Genomic DNA, 19,593 nt, shown 5'->3' with positions numbered 1-19,593 from the left:
AAGCACTATCCGACTGCGTAGTGGCACAATATGAAACTTTTAAGTTCGGTTTTAATACAAAAACTACACTTATTTCTTTTGTGCAAACAGCCATTCAATCATATCCTGATTTTGCAGAGCCGGAACCCAGGAGAAGTGTCCTGTAGGTTTGATAATCCCTGCTTCGTATTCAGTGAAGTGAATGAGGTTTCCGTTTTGTGCTTTAATGGCAGCGACCATTTCTTGCGAGTTTTTAGGACTTACTGTGGTGTCGTCTGCAGCATGGAAGGCCCAAATAGGAACGTTTTTCAATACCTCGACGTGTGTAGGTTCAACAGGCGCGTACATGTTAACGGCTTTTTCATAGTTGGTCAAACCGGCAATCGGCACACCTGCGGCGAACAAGTCAAGATTTTTCTCCAACAATCTCCACGTCCCCATGGCTCCTTGAGAAATACCAACAATATAGATTCGGTTGGTATCGATCGGGTATTTTAACGCCGTTTCACGTACCAAATCGGCTACAGCGCTGTTGCGTGGCTCATCCGCCCAAATGAATTTATGCTCCAGGTCAATCGGGCTTTGTGGAGCGATTACGAAGGATGGGTGTTTGGCTTGCTGCTCAGGAGAAGCCCAAGTAACAGCTCCGGCATTTGCCAGCAGGTTTACTCCGTTTCCGTCGCCACGTTCGCCGTTTCCGTGCAGAAACACAACCAGAGGGTAGGTTTTGCCGGGCTCTACTTTAGGCTCAAACGTAAAGTAGTTCAGCTTGAAGCCTTCTTTATTTTCAAAGGTGTTTTTTTGGAAATCGTCCACGATCGGTGTAATTTTATCCGTTGCTTTTACAGTCTGTGCAGAGGCTGGAATGACTGTTTTCTTTGAAGTTGCAATATCTTTCTTTTGACTAATCGTATAATTCAACGTGTTGATGCGGTTAACTGCGCTTGTTGCATCATAAGTAAGGGTACTTGCATTTTTATCTTGCGTATCCAGCTCAATCACGACATATTTACCATGAGTACTGCGGTTGGTGATAGCTCCGGTATCATTGGTATATACACCGGTCACGGTTCTGTCTGTATATACATCATTGAGTACAGATTGAACCTGAAAGCTGGAAGTGGATAAGGATGCCCCGTCAATATTAGTGCTGTATTTCAGTACAACAGCAGAAACAACTTCACCCAAGGGCTGTACCTGCGTAAGCAGGGTAGCCTGTGGCGCTGGGACATCGGCTGCTGCGGCAGAGCTGGAGGATGGGAAAAAGATCGTAAGCAGGAACACGAAAGATAATAAAACAAGGGCAAAACGTCTTCTTTGCATGAGATTAATCTCCTTTGGTGTCATTTTTTAAAGCGCTTACTACATGTTCGGGATGGTTGACTGTTTGCTGTGGAATTCATACAAATCAAAAAAAAGGCAAACTCCGGGTACACAAGTGTACTCGGGTTTTGCCTTTTCAGTAACAATCCCACTTGAAGGATAGCACCTTCATTGGAATCTGACAAGTGAAAGCGCTACAATTTTGGATGTTTTTTATAAAAAATTCTACTTTCGCAACTTAGAATTTTGCAAAAATCCATTGAAGGGATTTGTAATCAGCAAATAGATAGATCGAAAAGATTGTATTCGTCTATGACAGGAAGATAAGAAACCGAGGCTTTCCAACGGGAATGTTGTGGTATATAATCTTCTTAACTTAACACCGTTAACTTATATAACAATGTTAATAAAGGAGATGAAATCATGAACCAATATGATGCTATTGTCATCGGTGCAGGACTGGGTGGCTTGTCCTGTGCAGCAAGACTCTCCGCGCTCGGTTACCGAACAGCTGTTTTTGAGAGCCACACTCTGCCTGGCGGTTTCGCAACTGAATTTACAAGAAAGGGCTACACTTTTGATGTCTCCTTGCATGGTGTCGGTGGACTCGGGGAAGGCAGCTTCGGTCGGATGTTAAAGGACTGTAATGCGGACCAGCGAATTGTTCCTCTCCGCAAAAAGCACCCTTACTCCATTCGTTGGGAAGGGCAGACCATTGATATTCCGTCCGATGTTCAGGAGTATGTGCAGCTCCTCAAAAACATGTTTCCTGCTGAGGTGGTAGCCATCGATAGTCTATTCGCGGGCATTCGCCGTTTTGAAACAGGCTTCTCTGCTTTTTCTTCCCTCACTTCCTGGCGCAGGGCGGCTGGCCTGCTCAAAGCAGGAACCTTCTTCCGCTGGACGCAGATGACTACCTGGGAAGCTGTAAGCCAGTTCGGGTTGTCTGACCGATTCACGGAATTTTTCACCGCGCTGTGGGCCTATTATGGATTGCCTCCAAAACGGCTTGCTGCCGTGTATTTTTTCATTCCCTGGATCGGCTACCACATGGAGGGGACGTATTACATTGAGGGAGGCGCACAGGCTTTATCCAATGCACTGGTTGACGCTATTAAGTCAGCGGGAGGAGAAGTTCATCTGCGCAGTCAGGTATCTGAGATTATGCTCGAACGCGGTAAAGCAGCTGGTGTCCGTCTGAAAAAAGGGGATGTATATAAAGCCAACTGGATTGTGTCTGGTATCAGTCCCCATCATACCTATGGCCGCCTACTGGAAAACTATGATGCTGCCCGTCGTGAGCTGGAAGCTGTCAGCAGTTTGGAGACTGGCACGTCTCTCACCCAGCTATATCTGGGATTATCATGTGAACCCCATAAGCTTGGCATCACCGAAGAAGACTTAATCCTACGTAATGAGCCGGATTCGGAGACAGATTATGAAGTTATGATGAGCGGCCAGTACACGAAAGGCAACTGGATGCTCACGAATTATAACGCTATGGACCCTAAGCTCAATGAACCGGGGAAGGGTGTCATTGCAATTACATTTTTGGACAGATTGGAGAACTGGCCTGCCGCACGTCCCGAATATAAAGCCAAAAAAGAAGCCGTGACAGAGCAGATACTGGGATGCCTAGAACAGCTGTATCCTGGTTTTCGCAGCAAGGTAGTGGTGGCCGAGTTGGGCACACCGCGCACGATGCAGCGTTATACCGCTAATCCCGACGGGGCCGTTTATGGCTACGCACAAACGGTCCGCCAGTCCGGCATAAAAAGACTGAAGCACAAATCAGCAGTAGACCGTCTGTCATTGGTAGGGGCGTGGACACAGCCTGGGGGCGGGTTTCAAGGGGCTATGAACTCGGGTATAATGGAAGCTGATCGTATCGCCGCCAAATTGGGGTAGGCAGAAAGGGCAAGTACATCTACTCATGAAACATATCAAACGCCGAGAACGTGAAAGCAGTGAAATCCGCCGAAAAATCATTGAGGCCGCCCGGTCGCTTTTCCTGAATCAAGGGTATGCCGAAGTCTCCATGCGCAAAATTGCGGATCAGATCGAATATTCACCAACGACTATTTATCATTATTTTGCCAATAAGGAAGCCGTTGTCCGTGAACTGCTGATAGAAGGAAATACCTTGTTCCTACAGGCTCTTCAGCAGCGTGTGGATGAAGCACAGGCAGCGGGATCGAATGCGCTGGACACACTGAAAACGGTATCTGATGCGTATGTTCGTTTTGGGACGACTAACCCGGAATATTACAACATCCTGTTTATCAGCAACCTGGAATCTGTAAGCTTGGTCAGCCTTATAGACAGTGGGAGTTTTAAAGGCTTTGAGCTGCTTGAAGCGGGGCTCAAAGCTGCTATGGAGGAGGGCTGCATCATTCAAGGAGATGAGCACCTGATCGCCAGATCCGTATGGAGCATGCTGCACGGATTGACTTCTTTGCTCCTGAATTTTGAACTTCCTATGGCAAAATCCAATGATGAATTGATCGCATTCACTATAGATACTTTCCTCAAGGGGTTAAGCCGCTGACGCAGCGGCTAACTTTCTTTACCTCACACCACTGTACATGCGAATCCGCATACAACCATTCCGAAAGATTAACGAAGTTCCAAATCTGAAAGCTGCTTAAGCACGGCTTCAATACGACGTTTATCTTTTTTGAGCATAACGAGCTGCAAAGAAGCAAGAAGCAGATCTGAGATATTGGCCCAAGCGTCTGCTTCCAGAGCGGGAAGAGGATCCCGATGAATCATAATATCCAGCGCCTCGGTTGCAATTTTTTGATGAAGCTCGCTATCGGATAGCCATTCAATCAACTGCTCAGCTGTAGGACGGGAGTGAGCGAAAAGTATTGCCCAGCCATCCACCGGATGATTGACCTTATCCCGCATCCAGTTAATGATCTGTGGTGAACGAAAATGTTGTAGCTGCCCATTAGCGGTGTATCCTTCTAATTTGTCTTCTGCGACCGAATGCTGTAGCAGGTGATTGCAAACACATACCAAGCCTTCCTGCTCGGGTAGGCAGCGGGCGCTTAGATAAGCACGTGTGGACGCAAATGCACCCTTAGCATGTAGGGTATTGTTTTGCGCTAAAGATGTCCATGCTTGCGCGGTTTCCGGTTCCCACAAGGAGCGGACCCAATCAGCAGCCCCAATCCCCGCAGTCTCCCCTACCAAAACGGCCCAAGTAGAGAATGGAACCTGGCTATGTTGAATGTTCTGCCAGTGCTGCTCCCAGGCAAGAAAAATATCCTTTGGATCATAGGCTTGAAAAGCCTGCAACACAGCAGGATAATCTACGCCATGCATGGTGGTGTAATGGATTAGCGTCTCCAACGACTGTGCATCCTCCAGATTCATCGTGCAAAACATGTTCAACCAGCGTTGCCACATTTGCAGTGGTGGGCTGTTTAGCTGAATGCCATGCTCATCGGCCACTTTAAACCAATCCCATAGCCATAGCCCGTGCAAGGTGAGCATGGTGTCTATATAGGCGGGTAGATTTTCCGCGAGCAGCGTGAACTGATCCAGCTCGTGATGATAGCAGAAAACCGCTGGCTCTGTTGCGGATGTTGCCATATCAAGCAGTATCGGATCACCCGCACCATTATAATTAAGGATCAGATATCGTTGCTCGTCCGCTGCTGAGTCGGTATCTTCCCCATAGGATGTAAAATAGCCAATATACTCATGATTCCATCCAAACTCTCCTGTGATATCGTCTAGGATACACTGCTCTTGTTCAAGATCATTGCTGTTTTTATATGAACACTCTGGTCCATCAGCTACAATACAGTGTTGGGGGAGGCACCATAGTAAATTTAAGCTGCCACACCGCTTTATCAATTCAGACAGGGAGGCAGGCAAATGCATCTGCAGCCGTTCCTCCAGCTCAGTTAGTTCACCTGTAGAAATCCCTTCCGTCCATTGGTATACCACATCAGGCATCCCACTTTGTCTCAGACGATCAACGACTTGTTCCAGTTTTTCTAAGGTTTGTGCAAAATGTACTGTCATTCGTATTCGCCCTCCTCTTACTCTACAACCCGGCAATGTTCTTTTTGCAAGAATGATAAAATTTCATCACGAAGTGCTATCGCTTTGGATTCATAAATGATCGCCACTTCGCGTCCATATGCATAGTTAAAACGCACGTATCCGCCAAGAGTCTGAAGAAAAGCCATGCAGATATGCTCATTTTCAATCCATAGATTTGAGTTAAAATGCTGTTTAAATCGCTGAGCCAATGCTTGTAAGGATGCCGGAGCAAAATTCAGCGCCTGATCGCTCGGATTGGCTGGATTGTAGGCCTCGGCCGTATCCAGGGGACTAAACAGTAGGAATGTAGCGGTTTTGTCTTGGCTGACAGGTTCGAAATAACGGGGGAATGGCTCCATTCTTCCAAATTCATCCTGTAGTATATGTCCTAATGTCTCTGTGAATGGAACTTGAACATCTAAAGTCTTCGTAGTAATGATCTCCGAGTGTCGTGGCAGCCACATTAAGCCTTCAACCTGAGGGTGAATCGCTAGGAAGTCACCATCTATGGAGCTGCCAATGACCACGCACTCACCCAGCTGCCGCGCTGTAATTGGGCAGTTATCATCATGCGTCCACAGTTCGTAATCCGTATAGGATTGCAATAGTTGAGGATCAGGCATTTCAATTATCAGCAGGCCACAATAGGTGCCCGGCCCGTAGCGGGTGAGGAATGCTACATAGGGAGGTGGTAAAGTTATTCCATAGGTATGCTCAATATTTGTCAGTTCATCGGTGTGTGCTGTGTGGAAACCCAATACATGTAGAATACACCTGCTTCCCGGCACTCTATCTATAGGGATAGAGCCCAAAAGTAAATGAGAGATATGCTATAATCAGGAAATAAAATAGTTATAGATTAGTCTATCTTAATTTCATAGGAACTACAATTTGTGAGGGGACGAAGGAGGAACACATCTTATGACATCAGGGGTACAAGCCTACATAGATCCAATTTTTGAGGCGATTGATGAGGCGTACGCTTCTGAGCAAAAGCGCATCGCCGAATTCCAAATCAAAAGTGTCCTTCACGAAGGGATTCATGAATACTTAAAAGTTACCTGTAAGAAGGATGGGCTGTGGGTGGATACCTACGAACCGTTTGATTGGGATCATCGTAGACCGGATACGAAAATTTCTGGGTTTACAGATGGGGTAACATTGCAGCAGGTACAGGACGAATGGATGCCTGTGTTTAGGGAACGGATAGAGGCTCTGTTTAAGTCGGAAGAATTTAGTTCCATGTTCTTTCGTTATCGGCTGAAATTTCATCTGGAAGTAGTCTTGGAGAATAAGGCTAGTCATTTTACATTCTCACTCCTGAACGAAGATAAGCGGCAGCAACTGTTAGCCACTATCCAACAGTTTGTAGAGCAGAAACTCAACCCCTCTAGTAAAGCTGTGCCGAAGGAAGAGGACGATTTTTTCTTAGTAAGGCACTTGCTTGATCCTCATTTGTACCCTGTAAACGCCCAGTGGATGAATGAGCTGCTGAATCGAATGGATGCCAAAGTGAAGGTCAGCCGCAAGCGTGAGGAAGCATGGAGGTATCAGCTCAGCAGTGGCTTGAAGCATTGGGCAGAGGATGAATTTTTGGCCAATTATACAGATCGGGAAAAAAGCTATGGGCTGGATTATAAAGTGAAGCCCGATATTCTCCCTTCGGAAATTCCTGCGCCAGCCATGGAGATGTTCCTGCTTACCGCGATGCGGGTGGGCTCGACCGATGCCGATGCACGGCAGAAGTATTTGGAGATTGCTGCACAGTTAGGCTCGGAGCAGGCTTCCGTGTGGCTTGAGAGCGGATCAGGAAGCATCCCAGCGTTATATACAAGTGAGCGAGTCATCTGCCAAGCCAATGATATTTTGCAAACGCTGGAGGTTCAGATTCGTTCAGAGGAAGAAGAGAGCTATAGAGAAGCACTCGTATATTTATGCGATATTTTAAGAAAGGGCTTTACCAAGGAATATCGGATGAAGTTCAAAAGCAAGGTGAAAAACTACCTGCCTGTACCCAAGTTGGCTAAATCTACGTTACATCGTTTCTTCGCCAATGCACTTGAATACCCTGCGCTGCATCCGTTGCTGGCTGAATATGCTGAGGTCGTGATGGAAGAGTTCAAGTGGTATAACGATGTAGAGCCCGGTGAAAAGTCGGCGATGCCGGGAACCTATGCGGTGATGGGACTGGGCCTAAAAGGAAAGAACTATTTCCCATTAGTGAATCGTTATATGAAGCTGGTGGACAGTGAACATCAGTCCGTACAGGACGGTTACGCCGCTGTATTTGCTGACGCACACGGACTGACACCGGACACGATCCCCATTTGGACGAGGGTTCTACTGGCAGGCAACGAGTCTGCCAAACCACTGAAGTCATCCAGAATCGAAACTGTAGAGCAGGCACAGGTACTGGTGGAGGAGCTTGAGAAGCTGGAGGACTATGAACAAGAGGTGCTTGTTTATCGTATATGGGGTGGCGCGAAGAAACTAAAAAACAGCCTGAAGCAGGCTGTCCCTGAGGTAAAAGAGCTGCTGGAAACGCTTATTCCATAAAAGCATCATATTCATGATAATATCGCAGTCCCTGCGCAATGCGTTCAATATCCGGCTCGCTTCCGCTGTGGCGTAACACTTCAATGACATCCTGTACAGTCGCCACCTCCAACCAAGATTGCACGTGATGGTCTGGTAGAGATGCAGGTATACTTTCATCACGATGATTGGTGACGGTGAGACCGGCATCCTCCAGTTCCCACAATTCTTCCTCGGGGATGATGTAATAGGTAGAATTGAGCGGATTACTTTGAACACGTTCCAGATTGGCAAATACCCATTCATTGATCTCTGTTTGGCCAACGGCACGAATCAATGCTTCAAGGCTGTCAAAAGTTTGTATGCTCATGTATGGAGGCCCCTCCCTTAGTCGCTGGCTTATGCTGTAGCTTTTGTAATATTCTCAAGATGGCCTGTCGATTCTTCGCATCCTTAATGTACTTGGGAATGGAATGGGAAGCCGTACGCATCATACCGGATGTAGGCTTTTCTCGCAACTCGGCAGAGATATAGGATAGCAGGTAATTCAGGTGTATCCGGTTAAGAGCCCAGACAGGTTTCCCCCGGTAGTAATCAAGGAAGTACAGCTGAAGCTGGAAAATAGGGTCTTTTCCGTTTTGGACCACGTCTGTATGCCATTCGTGTGATTGAACACGATGCACCGGAACCTGATTGCGTGTCTCACAGTGCGGACAGTTTATATTCGTATTTTTATGGAGTTTCGTTCGGTCATCATGGATTTCGATATTAAAATACCGCTCGCAATGGTTGCATACGCCGCGTGCATAGAATGTATAAGATTCTGGCTGCTGATACGTGTAGTAACAATGAGAACATCGAACGACGTAATGACAGTCTTCCTTTGAGTTGGAAATAAAAGCCTGGCCCTGACAACGAGGGCAATGAACAGCTACCTGTTCTCCTCTCCTGATCACGGCGCTAAAGTCATATTTATATCCATGTTCATCTTTGAAGCGCTTTTGCTCCATATTCGTTCCTCCTTTTTCGAAAAGAGCGTAAAAACGTACGTTTTACGAGTCTTATGTTATAATATTCCTCAACAACAGAATGGCTTAGATGGGCGGTCGGCTAGTCTCCTGTAAAGGAGGTGAGGCCTGTGGAGGTTAAAGACACCCTAATGTTGATGATTCAATTCGCAACGTTGGTGATCCTAATTCTTTCCTTCCATAAAAAGAAATAGACCGCCCTCGACAAAGGCAAGCGGTCTATTTCAATGATCATCCTTTGACACGGCTACCGCCCTTAAAAGCGGCTGTTGCCAAAGAGTGAGGATGTTGACGCATCTTCACTCTTTTTTTAGAATATACATCTTATTCCCATTTTAACACTTGAAAATGGCCTTTTCAATGCGCCGAAGGGTGAAAAGGCGAATAGGACGTGCAAAAGGAGAGGGCGAACATGAGCATTTTTACAGGGCTGCAACGTCCGCAGTTTCAGGCTTATTATGATGAGGTTTTTCTAATAGAGCATCGTTTTAAAAATGGTATGGGCTTTCCGCCTTCTTATATAGATTATGTCAAAACTCTTGGTTACGGGCGACTATGTGGCTTATGGAACATTCATATTCCTCTTGGCGATCACCCGGATTCATGGCTTCATCGTTATCATAACTGGCGGGCCTGGTTTGATGATTTACTGGAATCGGAAGAGGTTCTACAAGAAGCGGCGCTGGAGCCAGATGGTTTTCCGGAGCTTTTGGAGCATGCGGTTCCCTTCGCTTCCAGTGAAGGGAATGACCTGCTGATTTGGGATATTCAATCGCCTGATGAACGGGGAGAATTCCCAATCTATGCTTTGAATCTATGCACATGGGGCAATTTTCGGTATGCAGCCTCGGATTTATATAGCCTCGTCGAAGCGTTGGTGGATGAAGAGCGCGTGAAGTCGGTATTGGGGACAGAGCGTACACCATTCTCTTATACGTTCGAGCCCTTTTAGCAGCGTAAATAACCACCTTGGTATCAAACTTCAAGGTGGTTATTTGTGCTGCTATTCTTCTGCTAGTGGTCTTCGTATTGGGCTAAATATCGCTGTACCAACTCATATCCAGCCACGCCCATTACAGTATATTGATTATATTCTTCCAGTTCCAGATTGCGTATATATTCATCCCCGCAATACAGATGGCCCGCACAATTAAAATATTTTAGCTGCTGTTGTTCCTCGGATAGAGGGCGCTGATCGATAATAGGCCATACTCCCTTCGTCAGATTTTGGGTGGCGGTGAATATAACTTCAAATCGGCCGCGATAATTTGTGAACGGAAGATATGTCTTTTCACCCTTGTACGCTTGATTCTGGCCTATGGATAGAACCCCGAAGGAGAACGCTTTTTTGAATCTACCATACAGTGCGCAGATCACCTGACATACCGCAAATCGGCCGTCATGCATGGGGATAACAAAAATATCGCCTTCCCGATGTTTGATTCTTTTGAACACCATCGTCAGGCCAGCTCTTCCTGAATGATCTCTGTTTTTAGACCTTTAGCGTTGGTAATCGTAATGCTGATCGCATCATAGCCGTTCCGCTTCGCATCTTCAAAATCGCATCGTTCGCCGTTGATCAGCTCTAACTGTCCATTCTCATCCACATCGTCTGCAAACTCGTCATCCCAATCAACATTATAAAAAGTGGTCAAGCTTACCGCGAAAGTATCTTCACCATCTTCGTCCAGATAGGGCAGCAGGGGAGTACGATTGTTCTGCTGTTCCTTGGTATAAACTTCGCATAGCAGAGCATCGTAACCATGGCGGGTTCCGTCAAAAATCACGATCTGTTCACCTGTGACTGCCTCTTCTGCAATAATGAGTTGGGGGGCAAATTCAGTTCCAGTGATCAGCTCGTCCATAAGTTCTCCATAATAAAAAATGTGGAATTTCGTATGTCCTGCCTGTGAACGAAGCGTACCTGTCCACTCCTGCTCGACCCATGCCTCTGGGTTTTCGGGTACAACCCAACCTTCTAAATAAGCCGGTCCCCAATTAGGGTTATGTATTTCTGTCATCAGTAGGCCTCCCTTTCTGCTCGTTGAGTCGTTCAATTACCTGATTAAAAAACGTTGTAAAGTCTGTTGCCACCAGATACAAATGTCCACATTCGTCCTGCTCTGCAATATCATAGTTCAGTTTGTCATCATAAGCATGAAGATGTGTGCGGTCCCAGTAGTACACATACGGGGTGTATTCATTACATATTAGAACGTAAAAATTGTCGCCCGCATCTGCACCAATCAACAAAGCGTTCTGGACATGATTGATTTCATCCAGAAATTCATCATTAATCGCTAGAAGGTCATGATTTTTGTTGGATACCTCATATCCGAAAAAACAAGTCAAATCAATGTCTCCGTTATCCACGCGATCGAAGGGCACATTGCAATAAAAAGGGGCGGCTACATAAAAACCGTTATATTGTGAAAGAAAACGTGTATAGCCAGCGGGCAATATATGCTGTATCTGTTCCTCCAATGCCGCGATCTGGGCAGGCGAAAGCCCTGATTCAATTGCGAATGACATCAACAACCAGCCTCCTTGATCCTAGTAAACCATAGACCTCTTTTTGGAAATGAGAAGACGCAGCGGTGCATCGTTTGTGAGATCATGTCATGGATAGGGTGACGATTTTGTTGTCCTCATCCACATCTACCTTCACATTCACTCCCAGCTTGTCCTTAAACAGCTTACTGATATTGATATAGTCATCCTTTACCGCACGGCTTGATCTACCGGTCGTGCGAGTCATCCCAGCGGTGATGATGGAACGGACGTATGTTTTATCGAGCTTGGCTTTGGGATTATAGGTATAAATAATCTGTTCCTGCTGATTGTAATAATGGGTTAATTCCGTGTAGTCGTTAGCATTCTCATACTGCTTTTCCTCACGCACATACTCAGGATGGTCCATGGTGTAGTGGACTCCCCCGTCCAGAAAAGGATTTTCCTTGGAGGGTCGGAGTTCATATTGTCCATACGCCAGTTGAAACAGATACTCTATGCCTGAGCCCTCCGCCTGATAGTAGAGCTGACGATTGTCCCCTTTTTTATCTATAGCGGTATAGCTGCTGATTAAAGGCCAGGCATCATACTTTTTATCCTTTACCTCAATGGCAAGCTTGTAATGTACAAGCACCTTTTCATTTTGAAATAATCCAAAGCTGCTCATGATGAAATAGGCAGGCACACATATAATCCCGATAATCAATATGAATATAAATATTCTTACACGCATAAGTAGAGTGATTCTCCTTTGGTTGTCGATTATGTGGACAGCTCCCGTTTGGCAGATGCACCGAATTCTCATGCTGCGATAATTGCTTCAGAGCATGTTGTGCGAAAGGCATACTTTTATGTGCGCGAAGCAGTGCACAAGCGGCCTCCTTGACTAAGATATATGTATCACTGCGGATCAACTCTCATGTCTGTAGTTCGATAAAGCTTCTTCCGGTCCGCCACCCTCCAGCAGCACCATAACCGCATAGGAGATCGTATCAATCCAATCGTCGAGGGTGTTGATCTGCTCTACGGTCAGTAGGTTGTTTCGCTGCAGCATACTATCAGGATACAATGCCCATGCCCGTGTATATTGGCAAATCCCCCACAGAGCGGCAATCAGCTCCCGTTCTACGGATGGTTTCTCCAACTCATCTGCGAGAACTTCAATGATGGTCATCAGTTCATGGAAGTTGTCCTCGATCAGTTCTCCCTGAAAGGGGCGGAGCATCCCTAGAAATCCGTTTTGCATTTTGGGATGCTCCAGATCATCGTGAATAAAAGAATGACAACGTAACAGCTCGCGAGCCTCCTGTTTATTCATTCAGCTCCTTAATCTCTGCGCGGATACCTCTGCACAGAAAGCTACCTGACAGTCCCGACAAGGCATCGATATCAACGACCATGTCTGCTTCTTCATAGCGGAAATCAAGCTGCAAGATGATGTTTTCTGTTTCTACAGGAGTTAATACATGCTCTTTGGTTTCCAGAAATGTAAAAGTCACTGCATAGCGTGGGACGTCTTTTACTGGAGCTTCAGGGATTACAGGTGCCTCAGCCGAAGGCTCCAGATCCGGTGATTTAGGGACAAGCACGCTAGCGTAGGATAGCTCAATCGTCAGCGTAATCTGGTCTTTCGTCATATTAGCAGCTGTAATTCGGTCATAATGAAAGGGAGGGAAATAGCCGAGCTTCTCGACAATGCTGTCTGCTCCTTGAATAGAAACGGTTGGAGAGAAAGCCAGTTCCAGTCCGATGGACCCTGCCAGTTGGTCTTCATATTCTGGATTGATACGTACAAGGGCTTGTTCCGGCTCTACTTTTAAAATCGTGCCTATAAAATACTGTTTGCCATGGATCAAAACAATATCATGCGGAACGAACGGCAACGCCCCCCCGGCTTGATAATGAATGAGATATTCGTTCTCTTTTTTTTCAACCTTTTGAATTTGAATTTGCATAAATTGCAGCCTCCTGGGGTTAATGGTATGACGGATTGTTTAAGTGTGTGGTAAAGGGAACGGAGTCCACGTTTGAAAAACATACTTCATATCCGGGGTATCCTGTTCGAGCATAAATGGAAGAATATCCATAATAGCGCGTGCTTTACTGCCAGCATAAAAGTTACGCGAGCTGTGTAGCAGCTTGTTTGCCTTTAACCACTGGCTCAGCTTCATCATAACGTCTTCGACGATTGCTTGGTCGATACTTTCATAAACGTCCTGACGGATTGAAACGAGCATGCCGCAATGATTAGAAGATTGGCACATGGGGTCATTGGACAAAAGAATGTACACTTCCGGCGTTGTCCCTTTGTTATAGGATGATTTGATACTGGGAGCCTCGATAGCTAGCATCAACGGAATCAATTCATCATCGGTAACAATACGAAGCAACTCCTGCTTGTCCCAGCGAATCTTACCGTGTTTGGCCTTTTTAGCCCCGGCTTGATAGACTGACACACGGGTATTGCGGATTCCTGATATATTCAGGAGCGTTTCAAAACAATCGAACAGGTTAGTAAAGCACTCTTCGGCAAACAAAGTGTGCTTCTCCGACAAGGAACCGGTCATTATGAAATTATAATGCAGGTTGTTAACCACAAGCATCCATCCTTTATTCATGAATTACCAATTCATATACCATAATATATGACATGAAGATCGAATTCACCTTTTACATTGACTGTGGTACTGTTCATTAAAATCGTTTGGAAACCAGTTCAACTTCGCGTATACTAGGAAAGTCATAGATGGAACGGGCCTGAGCCGCATTGCGGCCGTATGTTGGTTACATGAACAGATTCAACGATAACGGATAAGCTCCCTTCCTGAAAAGGGGAGAATGAGAACCGATACAAAAATGGGAATTCTGAACTATGGAACGATAGATGTCATATGGCACATGAACCTATTTTACGTGACACATATTGAATACAGAAAAAGGAAGTGAATACCACTTGAAGAATTTTGCAGCATTAGGCGTAGAGCAGCATTGGGTAGAAGCCTTGAAAGAACAGGGAATTTCATCCCCAACTCCTGTACAGCAGGAGTCGATTCCACTGTTGATGGAAGGTCAGGATGTTATCGCCGAGGCACATACGGGAACAGGGAAGACGCTTGCGTTTTTACTGCCGATTCTACAAAAGCTGAATTTGGATAAGCGACACCCGCAGGCGCTCGTGATTGCACCTACGCGTGAATTGGCGCTCCAAATTACAGAGGAAGCCAACATATTGGCTGCGACGGAGCCAAGTTTGTCTTTACTGGCTGTTTATGGAGGACAGGACGTAGAGCGTCAGCTTCGTAAACTGAAAGGCGGCGCACAACTGATTATTGGTACACCTGGGCGACTGCTGGATCACCTGAGACGTGGCACGCTGGATCTGGGTGGCATTAAAATGCTGGTCCTGGACGAAGCCGACCAAATGTTACACATGGGCTTTTTGAACGATGTGGAGACGATTCTTCAGGAGGTTCCTTACCGGAGACAGACGATGCTGTTTTCCGCTACGATGCCAGCCGGTATTCGCAAGCTGGCTCGTGTATATATGAACGAACCCGTAGATGTCAAAGTGAAATCCGCTTCTTCCGTTCCGGTGAGCCAAATCCGTCAGGTCGTTGTGCAAACAACAGACCGTGGTAAGCAACAGGCATTGGTGGATATGCTGAATACGGATCGCCCGTACTTGGCTGTTATTTTCTGCCGTACGAAGCGCCGGGCTGCCAAACTGAACGAAGAGCTGCAAGAGATGGGCTTTGAGAGCGGTGAGCTTCACGGAGATTTGTCCCAGAACAAGCGGGAGCAAGTGATGAAGGCGTTCCGGGAAGCGAAACTCCAATTGCTCGTAGCGACTGATGTAGCTGCGCGCGGCCTGGATGTAGAAGGCGTCACGCATGTCTTTAACTATGACATGCCACAGGATGCCGAAAGCTACATCCACCGCATCGGGCGTACCGGCCGTGCCGGAGGCAAAGGCGTGGCAGTGACGCTCGCTACGCCAAGAGATGTTCCAGAGCTTCGGAACATCCAGAAAGTTGCTGGTGTCACATTCACCAGCAGTGAGGGCGGCGGACAGCGTAGACCTGCTTCCGATACGGCTGATCGACAGGGTCGAGAACGCCGTTCGGGCAGAAACGACCGCCGTTCCTACGGCGGCAACGACTCCGGCGGCGGACGCCGGGGCAGCGGCCGCGAACAGGCGGGTCGTCGTGATGCCACAGGCGGCGAACGTCGTTCTAGCCGCGGCAGCAGCGAGCGTGGCGGATATGACCGCAGCAGCAGTGGTTCTGCACGCGGAGGCCAAGGCCGCTCGGCAGGACAAAGCAGCGAGCGTGGCGGATATGACCGCAGCAGCAGTGGTTCTGCACGCGGAGGCCAAGGCCGCTCGGCAGGGCAAAGCAGCGAGCGTGGTGGATATGACCGCAGTAGCGGCGGTTCCGCACGCGGAGGCCAAGGCCGCTCGGTAGGGCAAAGCAGCGAGCGTGGTGGATATGACCGCAGCAGCGGCGGTTCTGCACGCGGAGGCCAAGGTCGCTCGGCAGGACAAAGCAGCGAGCGTGGTGGACAAGCCAAAGGCGGCCCGCGTGGTGGTCAAGGACAAGGCGGCCGTCGCGGACGGTCCAGATAGATAAAACAGGAGTATTCTCATAGAATACTCCACTATGGTTATCATAATAGCCCCGGGGAGGCTCATCTTCCGGGGCTATTGTAATCTTCACCCATACCGCTTGAAGGAGCAGCACCATAAGATGACATGAGTAGCGGAGCTACCTTGAAATAAATGATCAGCGTTCAGGATACATCTTTCAAAAGATAAATTTGGAGGGGTTATACATCATGCAGGAACAGGATATGGGCAAGCGCGCCATGGTCTCAGCATGGATCAGCCTGATTAGCAACATCCTATTAACCGGCATTAAAATTATTACAGGACTTATGTTCAACAGCAAGGTGCTGGTGGCCGATGGTGTGCATAATGCCGGGGACGTGATTGCCTCTGCAACGGCACTGGGAGCGATGCGCATATCCAGCCAGCCGCCGGATGAGGATCATCCTTATGGTCACGGCAAAGCAGAAGTGATCGGTGCAAGCGTGGTGGCGGTCATATTGTTTGGAGCGGGCATATTTATCGGCTATCATTCGATTGCAGCACTGTTCGAACCGATGCCACAGGAGCATATACTGGCATTGGTGGCCGCCATTATTTCCTTGCTCTGGAAACAGTGGTTGTATATCTACACGATTCGTATCGGGAGAGCGGCCAATAGTCAGGGTCTTATCGCAACGGCAAAAGATCATCTCGCTGATGTGTACGCCTCTGGGGCTGCTGTACTGGGTATCGGTTTGGGGCTGATTGGGGAGCACTGGAGCATTTCAATCTTATCCTACGGTGACCCTATTGCGGGATTCGTAGTGGCATTGCTAGTTCTGAAATTAGCGTGGGAAATGGGCCGTGAATCCATAGATGTGCTTATGGAAAAAGCGATTGCCACGGAGGAAATTGAAAGCTACGCCGCAGCCGCACTGAGTGTAGCCGAGGTTCAACGTATTGACCGTATCCGTGCCCGTGAGCACGGCCATTATATTATCGTGGATATCCGCGCTTCAGTGGATGCCTCTTTGACGATTCAGCAGGGACACGATATTATCCGACTGATTAAGGGGGCTGTCATGAAGCAGGAACCGCGGGTTTATGAGGTGCTTGTCCATTTGAATCCATGGTATCCGGACGACCACTAGAACAGACGACGCGAATTGACAGATAACTTGCAGGGAGGGTATGCTTTTAAAAGCCGAACGATGATGAATAAAAGCGAGGTTACCCGAAAATATGCGAAAATTTTTAAAATGGTTAGGCATTTCTGTGACTGCGGCGGTTCTTTTAGTGGGCGGATATTATACGTATTCTATATATCATTTTACGAATCAAATTTCGGTTGCTTCGGGACAGGATTCGAAATTCAAACCGCAGGCACAAACTCAAACCAATGTACAACCAGTAGAGGTATCGCTCCCACCAGAATGGGATGGGACAGAAAGAGTGAATATTCTGCTGCTAGGTGGCGACTCCCGTGGAGAGGATTCAGGGCGTTCTGACTCCGTTATGGTTGCTTCTATTGATCCGGTTACGAAAAAGGCTACACTTATGTCGATTCTTCGTGATACGTACGTCAATATCCCAGGTCATGGGCAAAGTCGATTGAATGCTGCTTTTTCCTACGGTGGACCGGATTTGACCAGACAGACCGTGAGCGACCTGTTGGGCATACCGATTCAATATTATGTATATACTGATTTTAATGGCTTTATTGCGTTGGTTGATTCTGTGGGTGGTATTGACCTGGATGTCGAAAAAGATATGCACTATACCTCCAAGGCAGATAAACACCAGTTTGATATTGATTTGAAAAAGGGAATGCAGCACATGGACGGTAAAACAGCCTTGCAATATGTGCGCTTCCGTCATGATGCGACTTCCGATTTTACGCGTACGGAGCGGCAACGCAAATTCATTACCGAGCTTGGCGGTAAAATTCAGTCAACCTCATCTCTAATTAAACTGCCAAGTATTTTAAATAGCATTTCTCCTTATATTGAAACGAATCTCAGTACTACGGAAATGCTGCAATTGGCTTCATTGGGCTTTAATATCGATGCAACAACAGTAGCGAAGCAGCAAATCCCGCCGAATGAATTGGTACGCGGGGAAACCATTAAGGGTGCGCAGGTGTTGGGTGTGGACGAAAGAAAGCTCAAGCGCTTCATACAGAATCTTTTTGAACAGGAGAACAAACCTGTGACCACGACGGTGGATGCTGCAACCACGATAAATGATACTCCATAACCCTCGAAAGCAAGCGAAGTTCGTACGATGACGTACAACTTTGTTTGCTTTTGTGTTTATTTGGGTATAACCTTGTATATTTTGTTCCAAAAATATATCGTATCTATGAAGAACGTATACTCAATTGTGTAAAGAGAAGGGGAATGTGGTGTGGAAATAACTCCGGCATGGAAAGACCGATTCAAGAAGTTTTTTCTGAACAACAAGTTTGTGTTATTCCTGCTGGTACTGCTGCTGATCGGCTTGAATATCTTGGTGCTTACCAAAATTTCATACATATTCACACCTGTCATGGTGCTGCTTAAAACGATAATTCTCCCTGTCATTTTATCCGGCGTGTTGTACTATCTGTTCAATCCGTTGGTTGATGTACTGGAGCGTAACAAGGTAAAACGAATATACTCCATTATTGTACTGTTTTTGCTCATTATAGGAGTTATTGCGATTGTGGTTACATCGGTGGTACCTGTAATCCGCGATCAAATACAGGGGCTTATCCAGAATTTCCCTGCCTATAGCGAGCAAGTACAACGACAATTCGAGAAACTGATCGGCAGCGATTTTGTAAACCAGTTCCAGAACACCATTCAAATTAATCCATCTGAGCTGGCCTCCAAAGCTTCTGAAAAGTTATCTAGCTTTATTAATAATGCATGGACGGGCGTGGGCAGCTTCTTGGGCGTGGTTACAGAAACGGTACTTGCGATTGCCACGGTTCCATTTATTCTGTTCTACTTGCTAAAAGATGGACACAAGCTGCCACAGTTTATCCTGAAAATGCTCCCGCCTATGTTTCGTAAAGAAACAGATCGCATTATGACTGAAATGAACCATCAGGTCAGTTCCTATATTCGTGGGCAGATTATTGTCAGCTTCTGTATTGGGGCGCTGTTGTATATTGGTTATCTAATCATTGGATTAGACTACTCTCTGACGCTTGCAGTCATTGCGTCCTTTACGAGCGTTGTCCCCTACTTAGGTCCCGTCATTGCCATTACACCTGCGTTAATTGTAGCCTTGGTCACCTCACCGATTATGCTGCTCAAGATGGTTATCGTATGGACAGTCGTACAGCTCATTGAGGGTAAATTTATTTCTCCACAAATTATGGGCAAATCTCTTCGAGTACATCCGATCACGATTATCTTCGTTATTCTGACCGCAGGCAATTTGTTTGGTGTGGTGGGAATTGTACTGGCGGTTCCGGGATATGCTGTCTTGAAAGTAATCGTTACACATCTGTATAGTTTCTTTAAAAAGCGTTCGCATCTCTATGAGGCGGATAAAGAGAACGCAAGTCTTTACGAGAAATAAAAT

Annotated in this window: 21 protein-coding genes; 9 read left to right on the top strand and 12 right to left on the bottom strand. The window is 46.8% G+C overall.

Annotated elements, in window-relative coordinates:
- Window positions 1–69: 69 nt before the first annotated feature.
- Entirely contained in the window at window positions 70–1,302 is a 1,233-nt protein-coding gene (locus tag MKX30_RS17760) for a PHB depolymerase family esterase (protein WP_075154869.1), read from the bottom strand.
- A 423-nt stretch (window positions 1,303–1,725) separates the two neighbouring features.
- Here MKX30_RS17760 and MKX30_RS17755 point away from each other — a divergent pair, with 423 nt between their 5' ends.
- Both MKX30_RS17755 and MKX30_RS17750 read left to right on the top strand, forming a co-directional pair.
- Window positions 1,726–3,210 carry a phytoene desaturase family protein gene (locus tag MKX30_RS17755; RefSeq protein ID WP_341063169.1) on the top strand — a complete coding sequence of 495 codons (1,485 nt, stop codon included), beginning with the start codon at window positions 1,726–1,728 and terminating at the stop codon, window positions 3,208–3,210.
- A gap of 25 nt (window positions 3,211–3,235) precedes the next feature.
- A complete protein-coding gene (locus MKX30_RS17750) occupies window positions 3,236–3,850 on the top strand; it encodes a TetR/AcrR family transcriptional regulator (RefSeq protein WP_341063167.1) in 615 nt (204 codons plus the stop codon).
- 68 nt (window positions 3,851–3,918) lie between these two features.
- Here MKX30_RS17750 and MKX30_RS17745 read toward each other — a convergent pair whose 3' ends face one another.
- On the bottom strand, window positions 3,919–5,340 hold the full coding sequence (locus MKX30_RS17745) for an SMI1/KNR4 family protein (protein ID WP_341063166.1): 1,422 nt from the start codon (window positions 5,338–5,340) through the stop codon (window positions 3,919–3,921).
- Window positions 5,341–5,357: 17 nt separating this feature from the next.
- Entirely contained in the window at window positions 5,358–6,119 is a 762-nt protein-coding gene (locus MKX30_RS17740; protein ID WP_341063165.1) for an SMI1/KNR4 family protein, read from the bottom strand.
- 163 nt (window positions 6,120–6,282) lie between these two features.
- Here MKX30_RS17740 and MKX30_RS17735 point away from each other — a divergent pair, with 163 nt between their 5' ends.
- Window positions 6,283–7,917, top strand: coding sequence for a DUF6138 family protein (locus MKX30_RS17735; protein WP_341063163.1), 1,635 nt, complete (start codon window positions 6,283–6,285; stop codon window positions 7,915–7,917).
- On the opposite strand, the gene MKX30_RS17730 is transcribed toward MKX30_RS17735, so the two are convergent.
- On the bottom strand, window positions 7,907–8,266 hold the full coding sequence (locus tag MKX30_RS17730) for a DUF7716 domain-containing protein (protein ID WP_023990764.1): 360 nt from the start codon (window positions 8,264–8,266) through the stop codon (window positions 7,907–7,909). The genes MKX30_RS17735 and MKX30_RS17730 overlap by 11 nt on opposite strands.
- Entirely contained in the window at window positions 8,247–8,906 is a 660-nt protein-coding gene (locus MKX30_RS17725; RefSeq protein WP_023990763.1) for a hypothetical protein, read from the bottom strand. The genes MKX30_RS17730 and MKX30_RS17725 overlap by 20 nt, the downstream gene beginning before the upstream one ends.
- 119 nt (window positions 8,907–9,025) lie before the next feature.
- On the opposite strand from MKX30_RS17725, the gene MKX30_RS27420 reads away from it, so the two are divergent.
- Complete coding sequence (locus tag MKX30_RS27420) at window positions 9,026–9,118, top strand: putative holin-like toxin (protein ID WP_219727865.1); 93 nt, start codon at window positions 9,026–9,028, stop codon at window positions 9,116–9,118.
- 218 nt (window positions 9,119–9,336) lie between these two features.
- Window positions 9,337–9,876: a hypothetical protein gene (locus MKX30_RS17720; protein WP_028540732.1), complete on the top strand. Its 540-nt coding sequence runs from the start codon at window positions 9,337–9,339 to the stop codon at window positions 9,874–9,876.
- Between the two features lie 62 nt (window positions 9,877–9,938).
- Here MKX30_RS17720 and MKX30_RS17715 read toward each other — a convergent pair whose 3' ends face one another.
- From MKX30_RS17715 to MKX30_RS17685, 7 genes are all read right to left on the bottom strand, one after another.
- Window positions 9,939–10,382, bottom strand: a complete 444-nt coding sequence (locus tag MKX30_RS17715) for an immunity 26/phosphotriesterase HocA family protein (protein WP_068938959.1) — start codon at window positions 10,380–10,382, stop codon at window positions 9,939–9,941.
- 2 nt (window positions 10,383–10,384) lie between these two features.
- The gene (locus tag MKX30_RS17710) at window positions 10,385–10,945 is read right to left on the bottom strand and encodes a hypothetical protein (RefSeq protein ID WP_341063162.1); all 561 of its coding nucleotides are present in this window, start codon (window positions 10,943–10,945) and stop codon (window positions 10,385–10,387) included.
- A complete protein-coding gene (locus tag MKX30_RS17705; protein WP_049828352.1) occupies window positions 10,929–11,456 on the bottom strand; it encodes an SMI1/KNR4 family protein in 528 nt (175 codons plus the stop codon). The genes MKX30_RS17710 and MKX30_RS17705 overlap by 17 nt, the downstream gene beginning before the upstream one ends.
- 82 nt (window positions 11,457–11,538) lie before the next feature.
- Window positions 11,539–12,168 (bottom strand): hypothetical protein, encoded by a 630-nt coding sequence (locus MKX30_RS17700; RefSeq protein ID WP_023990758.1) that lies wholly within the window; start codon window positions 12,166–12,168, stop codon window positions 11,539–11,541.
- A 177-nt stretch (window positions 12,169–12,345) separates the two neighbouring features.
- Window positions 12,346–12,753 carry a hypothetical protein gene (locus MKX30_RS17695; RefSeq protein ID WP_013312381.1) on the bottom strand — a complete coding sequence of 136 codons (408 nt, stop codon included), beginning with the start codon at window positions 12,751–12,753 and terminating at the stop codon, window positions 12,346–12,348.
- Window positions 12,746–13,390: an immunity 50 family protein gene (locus tag MKX30_RS17690; RefSeq protein WP_071558117.1), complete on the bottom strand. Its 645-nt coding sequence runs from the start codon at window positions 13,388–13,390 to the stop codon at window positions 12,746–12,748. Before MKX30_RS17690 ends, MKX30_RS17695 begins: the two co-directional genes overlap by 8 nt.
- A gap of 39 nt (window positions 13,391–13,429) precedes the next feature.
- A complete protein-coding gene (locus MKX30_RS17685; protein ID WP_226887729.1) occupies window positions 13,430–14,038 on the bottom strand; it encodes a hypothetical protein in 609 nt (202 codons plus the stop codon).
- 350 nt (window positions 14,039–14,388) lie between these two features.
- Between MKX30_RS17685 and MKX30_RS17680 the strand changes: the two genes are divergently transcribed.
- The 4 genes from MKX30_RS17680 (at window position 14,389) to MKX30_RS17665 (ending at window position 19,590) form a co-directional block, all read left to right on the top strand.
- Window positions 14,389–16,059, top strand: a complete 1,671-nt coding sequence (locus tag MKX30_RS17680; protein ID WP_341063161.1) for a DEAD/DEAH box helicase — start codon at window positions 14,389–14,391, stop codon at window positions 16,057–16,059.
- 209 nt (window positions 16,060–16,268) lie between these two features.
- Entirely contained in the window at window positions 16,269–17,171 is a 903-nt protein-coding gene (locus MKX30_RS17675) for a cation diffusion facilitator family transporter (RefSeq protein ID WP_023990753.1), read from the top strand.
- A gap of 91 nt (window positions 17,172–17,262) precedes the next feature.
- Window positions 17,263–18,276: an LCP family protein gene (locus MKX30_RS17670; RefSeq protein WP_013312376.1), complete on the top strand. Its 1,014-nt coding sequence runs from the start codon at window positions 17,263–17,265 to the stop codon at window positions 18,274–18,276.
- 150 nt (window positions 18,277–18,426) lie between these two features.
- Window positions 18,427–19,590 (top strand): AI-2E family transporter, encoded by a 1,164-nt coding sequence (locus MKX30_RS17665; protein WP_023990752.1) that lies wholly within the window; start codon window positions 18,427–18,429, stop codon window positions 19,588–19,590.
- The last annotated feature ends 3 nt before the right edge of the window (window positions 19,591–19,593 follow it).

Source organism: Paenibacillus sp. FSL P2-0173 (genome assembly GCF_038008045.1).
Lineage (GTDB): Bacteria > Bacillota > Bacilli > Paenibacillales > Paenibacillaceae > Paenibacillus > Paenibacillus polymyxa_B.
The sequence above is the reverse complement of the archived record's forward strand: the minus strand, read 5'-3'. Positions and strand labels throughout refer to the sequence as shown.

Excerpts from the sequence above, each read along its gene's own strand:
- MKX30_RS17725 (WP_023990763.1), bottom strand. The coding sequence starts at position 8,906 with ATGGAGCAAAAGCGCTTCAAAGATGAACATGGATATAAATATGACTTT.
- MKX30_RS17710 (WP_341063162.1), bottom strand. The coding sequence starts at position 10,945 with ATGACAGAAATACATAACCCTAATTGGGGACCGGCTTATTTAGAAGGT.
- MKX30_RS17705 (WP_049828352.1), bottom strand. The coding sequence starts at position 11,456 with ATGTCATTCGCAATTGAATCAGGGCTTTCGCCTGCCCAGATCGCGGCA.
- MKX30_RS17750 (WP_341063167.1), top strand. The coding sequence starts at position 3,236 with ATGAAACATATCAAACGCCGAGAACGTGAAAGCAGTGAAATCCGCCGA.
- MKX30_RS17675 (WP_023990753.1), top strand. The coding sequence starts at position 16,269 with ATGCAGGAACAGGATATGGGCAAGCGCGCCATGGTCTCAGCATGGATC.
- MKX30_RS17730 (WP_023990764.1), bottom strand. The coding sequence starts at position 8,266 with ATGAGCATACAAACTTTTGACAGCCTTGAAGCATTGATTCGTGCCGTT.
- MKX30_RS17760 (WP_075154869.1), bottom strand. The coding sequence starts at position 1,302 with ATGCAAAGAAGACGTTTTGCCCTTGTTTTATTATCTTTCGTGTTCCTG.
- MKX30_RS17685 (WP_226887729.1), bottom strand. The coding sequence starts at position 14,038 with ATGCTTGTGGTTAACAACCTGCATTATAATTTCATAATGACCGGTTCC.
- MKX30_RS17700 (WP_023990758.1), bottom strand. The coding sequence starts at position 12,168 with ATGCGTGTAAGAATATTTATATTCATATTGATTATCGGGATTATATGT.
- MKX30_RS17745 (WP_341063166.1), bottom strand. The coding sequence starts at position 5,340 with ATGACAGTACATTTTGCACAAACCTTAGAAAAACTGGAACAAGTCGTT.
- MKX30_RS17720 (WP_028540732.1), top strand. The coding sequence starts at position 9,337 with ATGAGCATTTTTACAGGGCTGCAACGTCCGCAGTTTCAGGCTTATTAT.
- MKX30_RS17755 (WP_341063169.1), top strand. The coding sequence starts at position 1,726 with ATGAACCAATATGATGCTATTGTCATCGGTGCAGGACTGGGTGGCTTG.
- MKX30_RS17670 (WP_013312376.1), top strand. The coding sequence starts at position 17,263 with ATGCGAAAATTTTTAAAATGGTTAGGCATTTCTGTGACTGCGGCGGTT.
- MKX30_RS17690 (WP_071558117.1), bottom strand. The coding sequence starts at position 13,390 with ATGCAAATTCAAATTCAAAAGGTTGAAAAAAAAGAGAACGAATATCTC.
- MKX30_RS17735 (WP_341063163.1), top strand. The coding sequence starts at position 6,283 with ATGACATCAGGGGTACAAGCCTACATAGATCCAATTTTTGAGGCGATT.
- MKX30_RS17695 (WP_013312381.1), bottom strand. The coding sequence starts at position 12,753 with ATGAATAAACAGGAGGCTCGCGAGCTGTTACGTTGTCATTCTTTTATT.
- MKX30_RS17715 (WP_068938959.1), bottom strand. The coding sequence starts at position 10,382 with ATGGTGTTCAAAAGAATCAAACATCGGGAAGGCGATATTTTTGTTATC.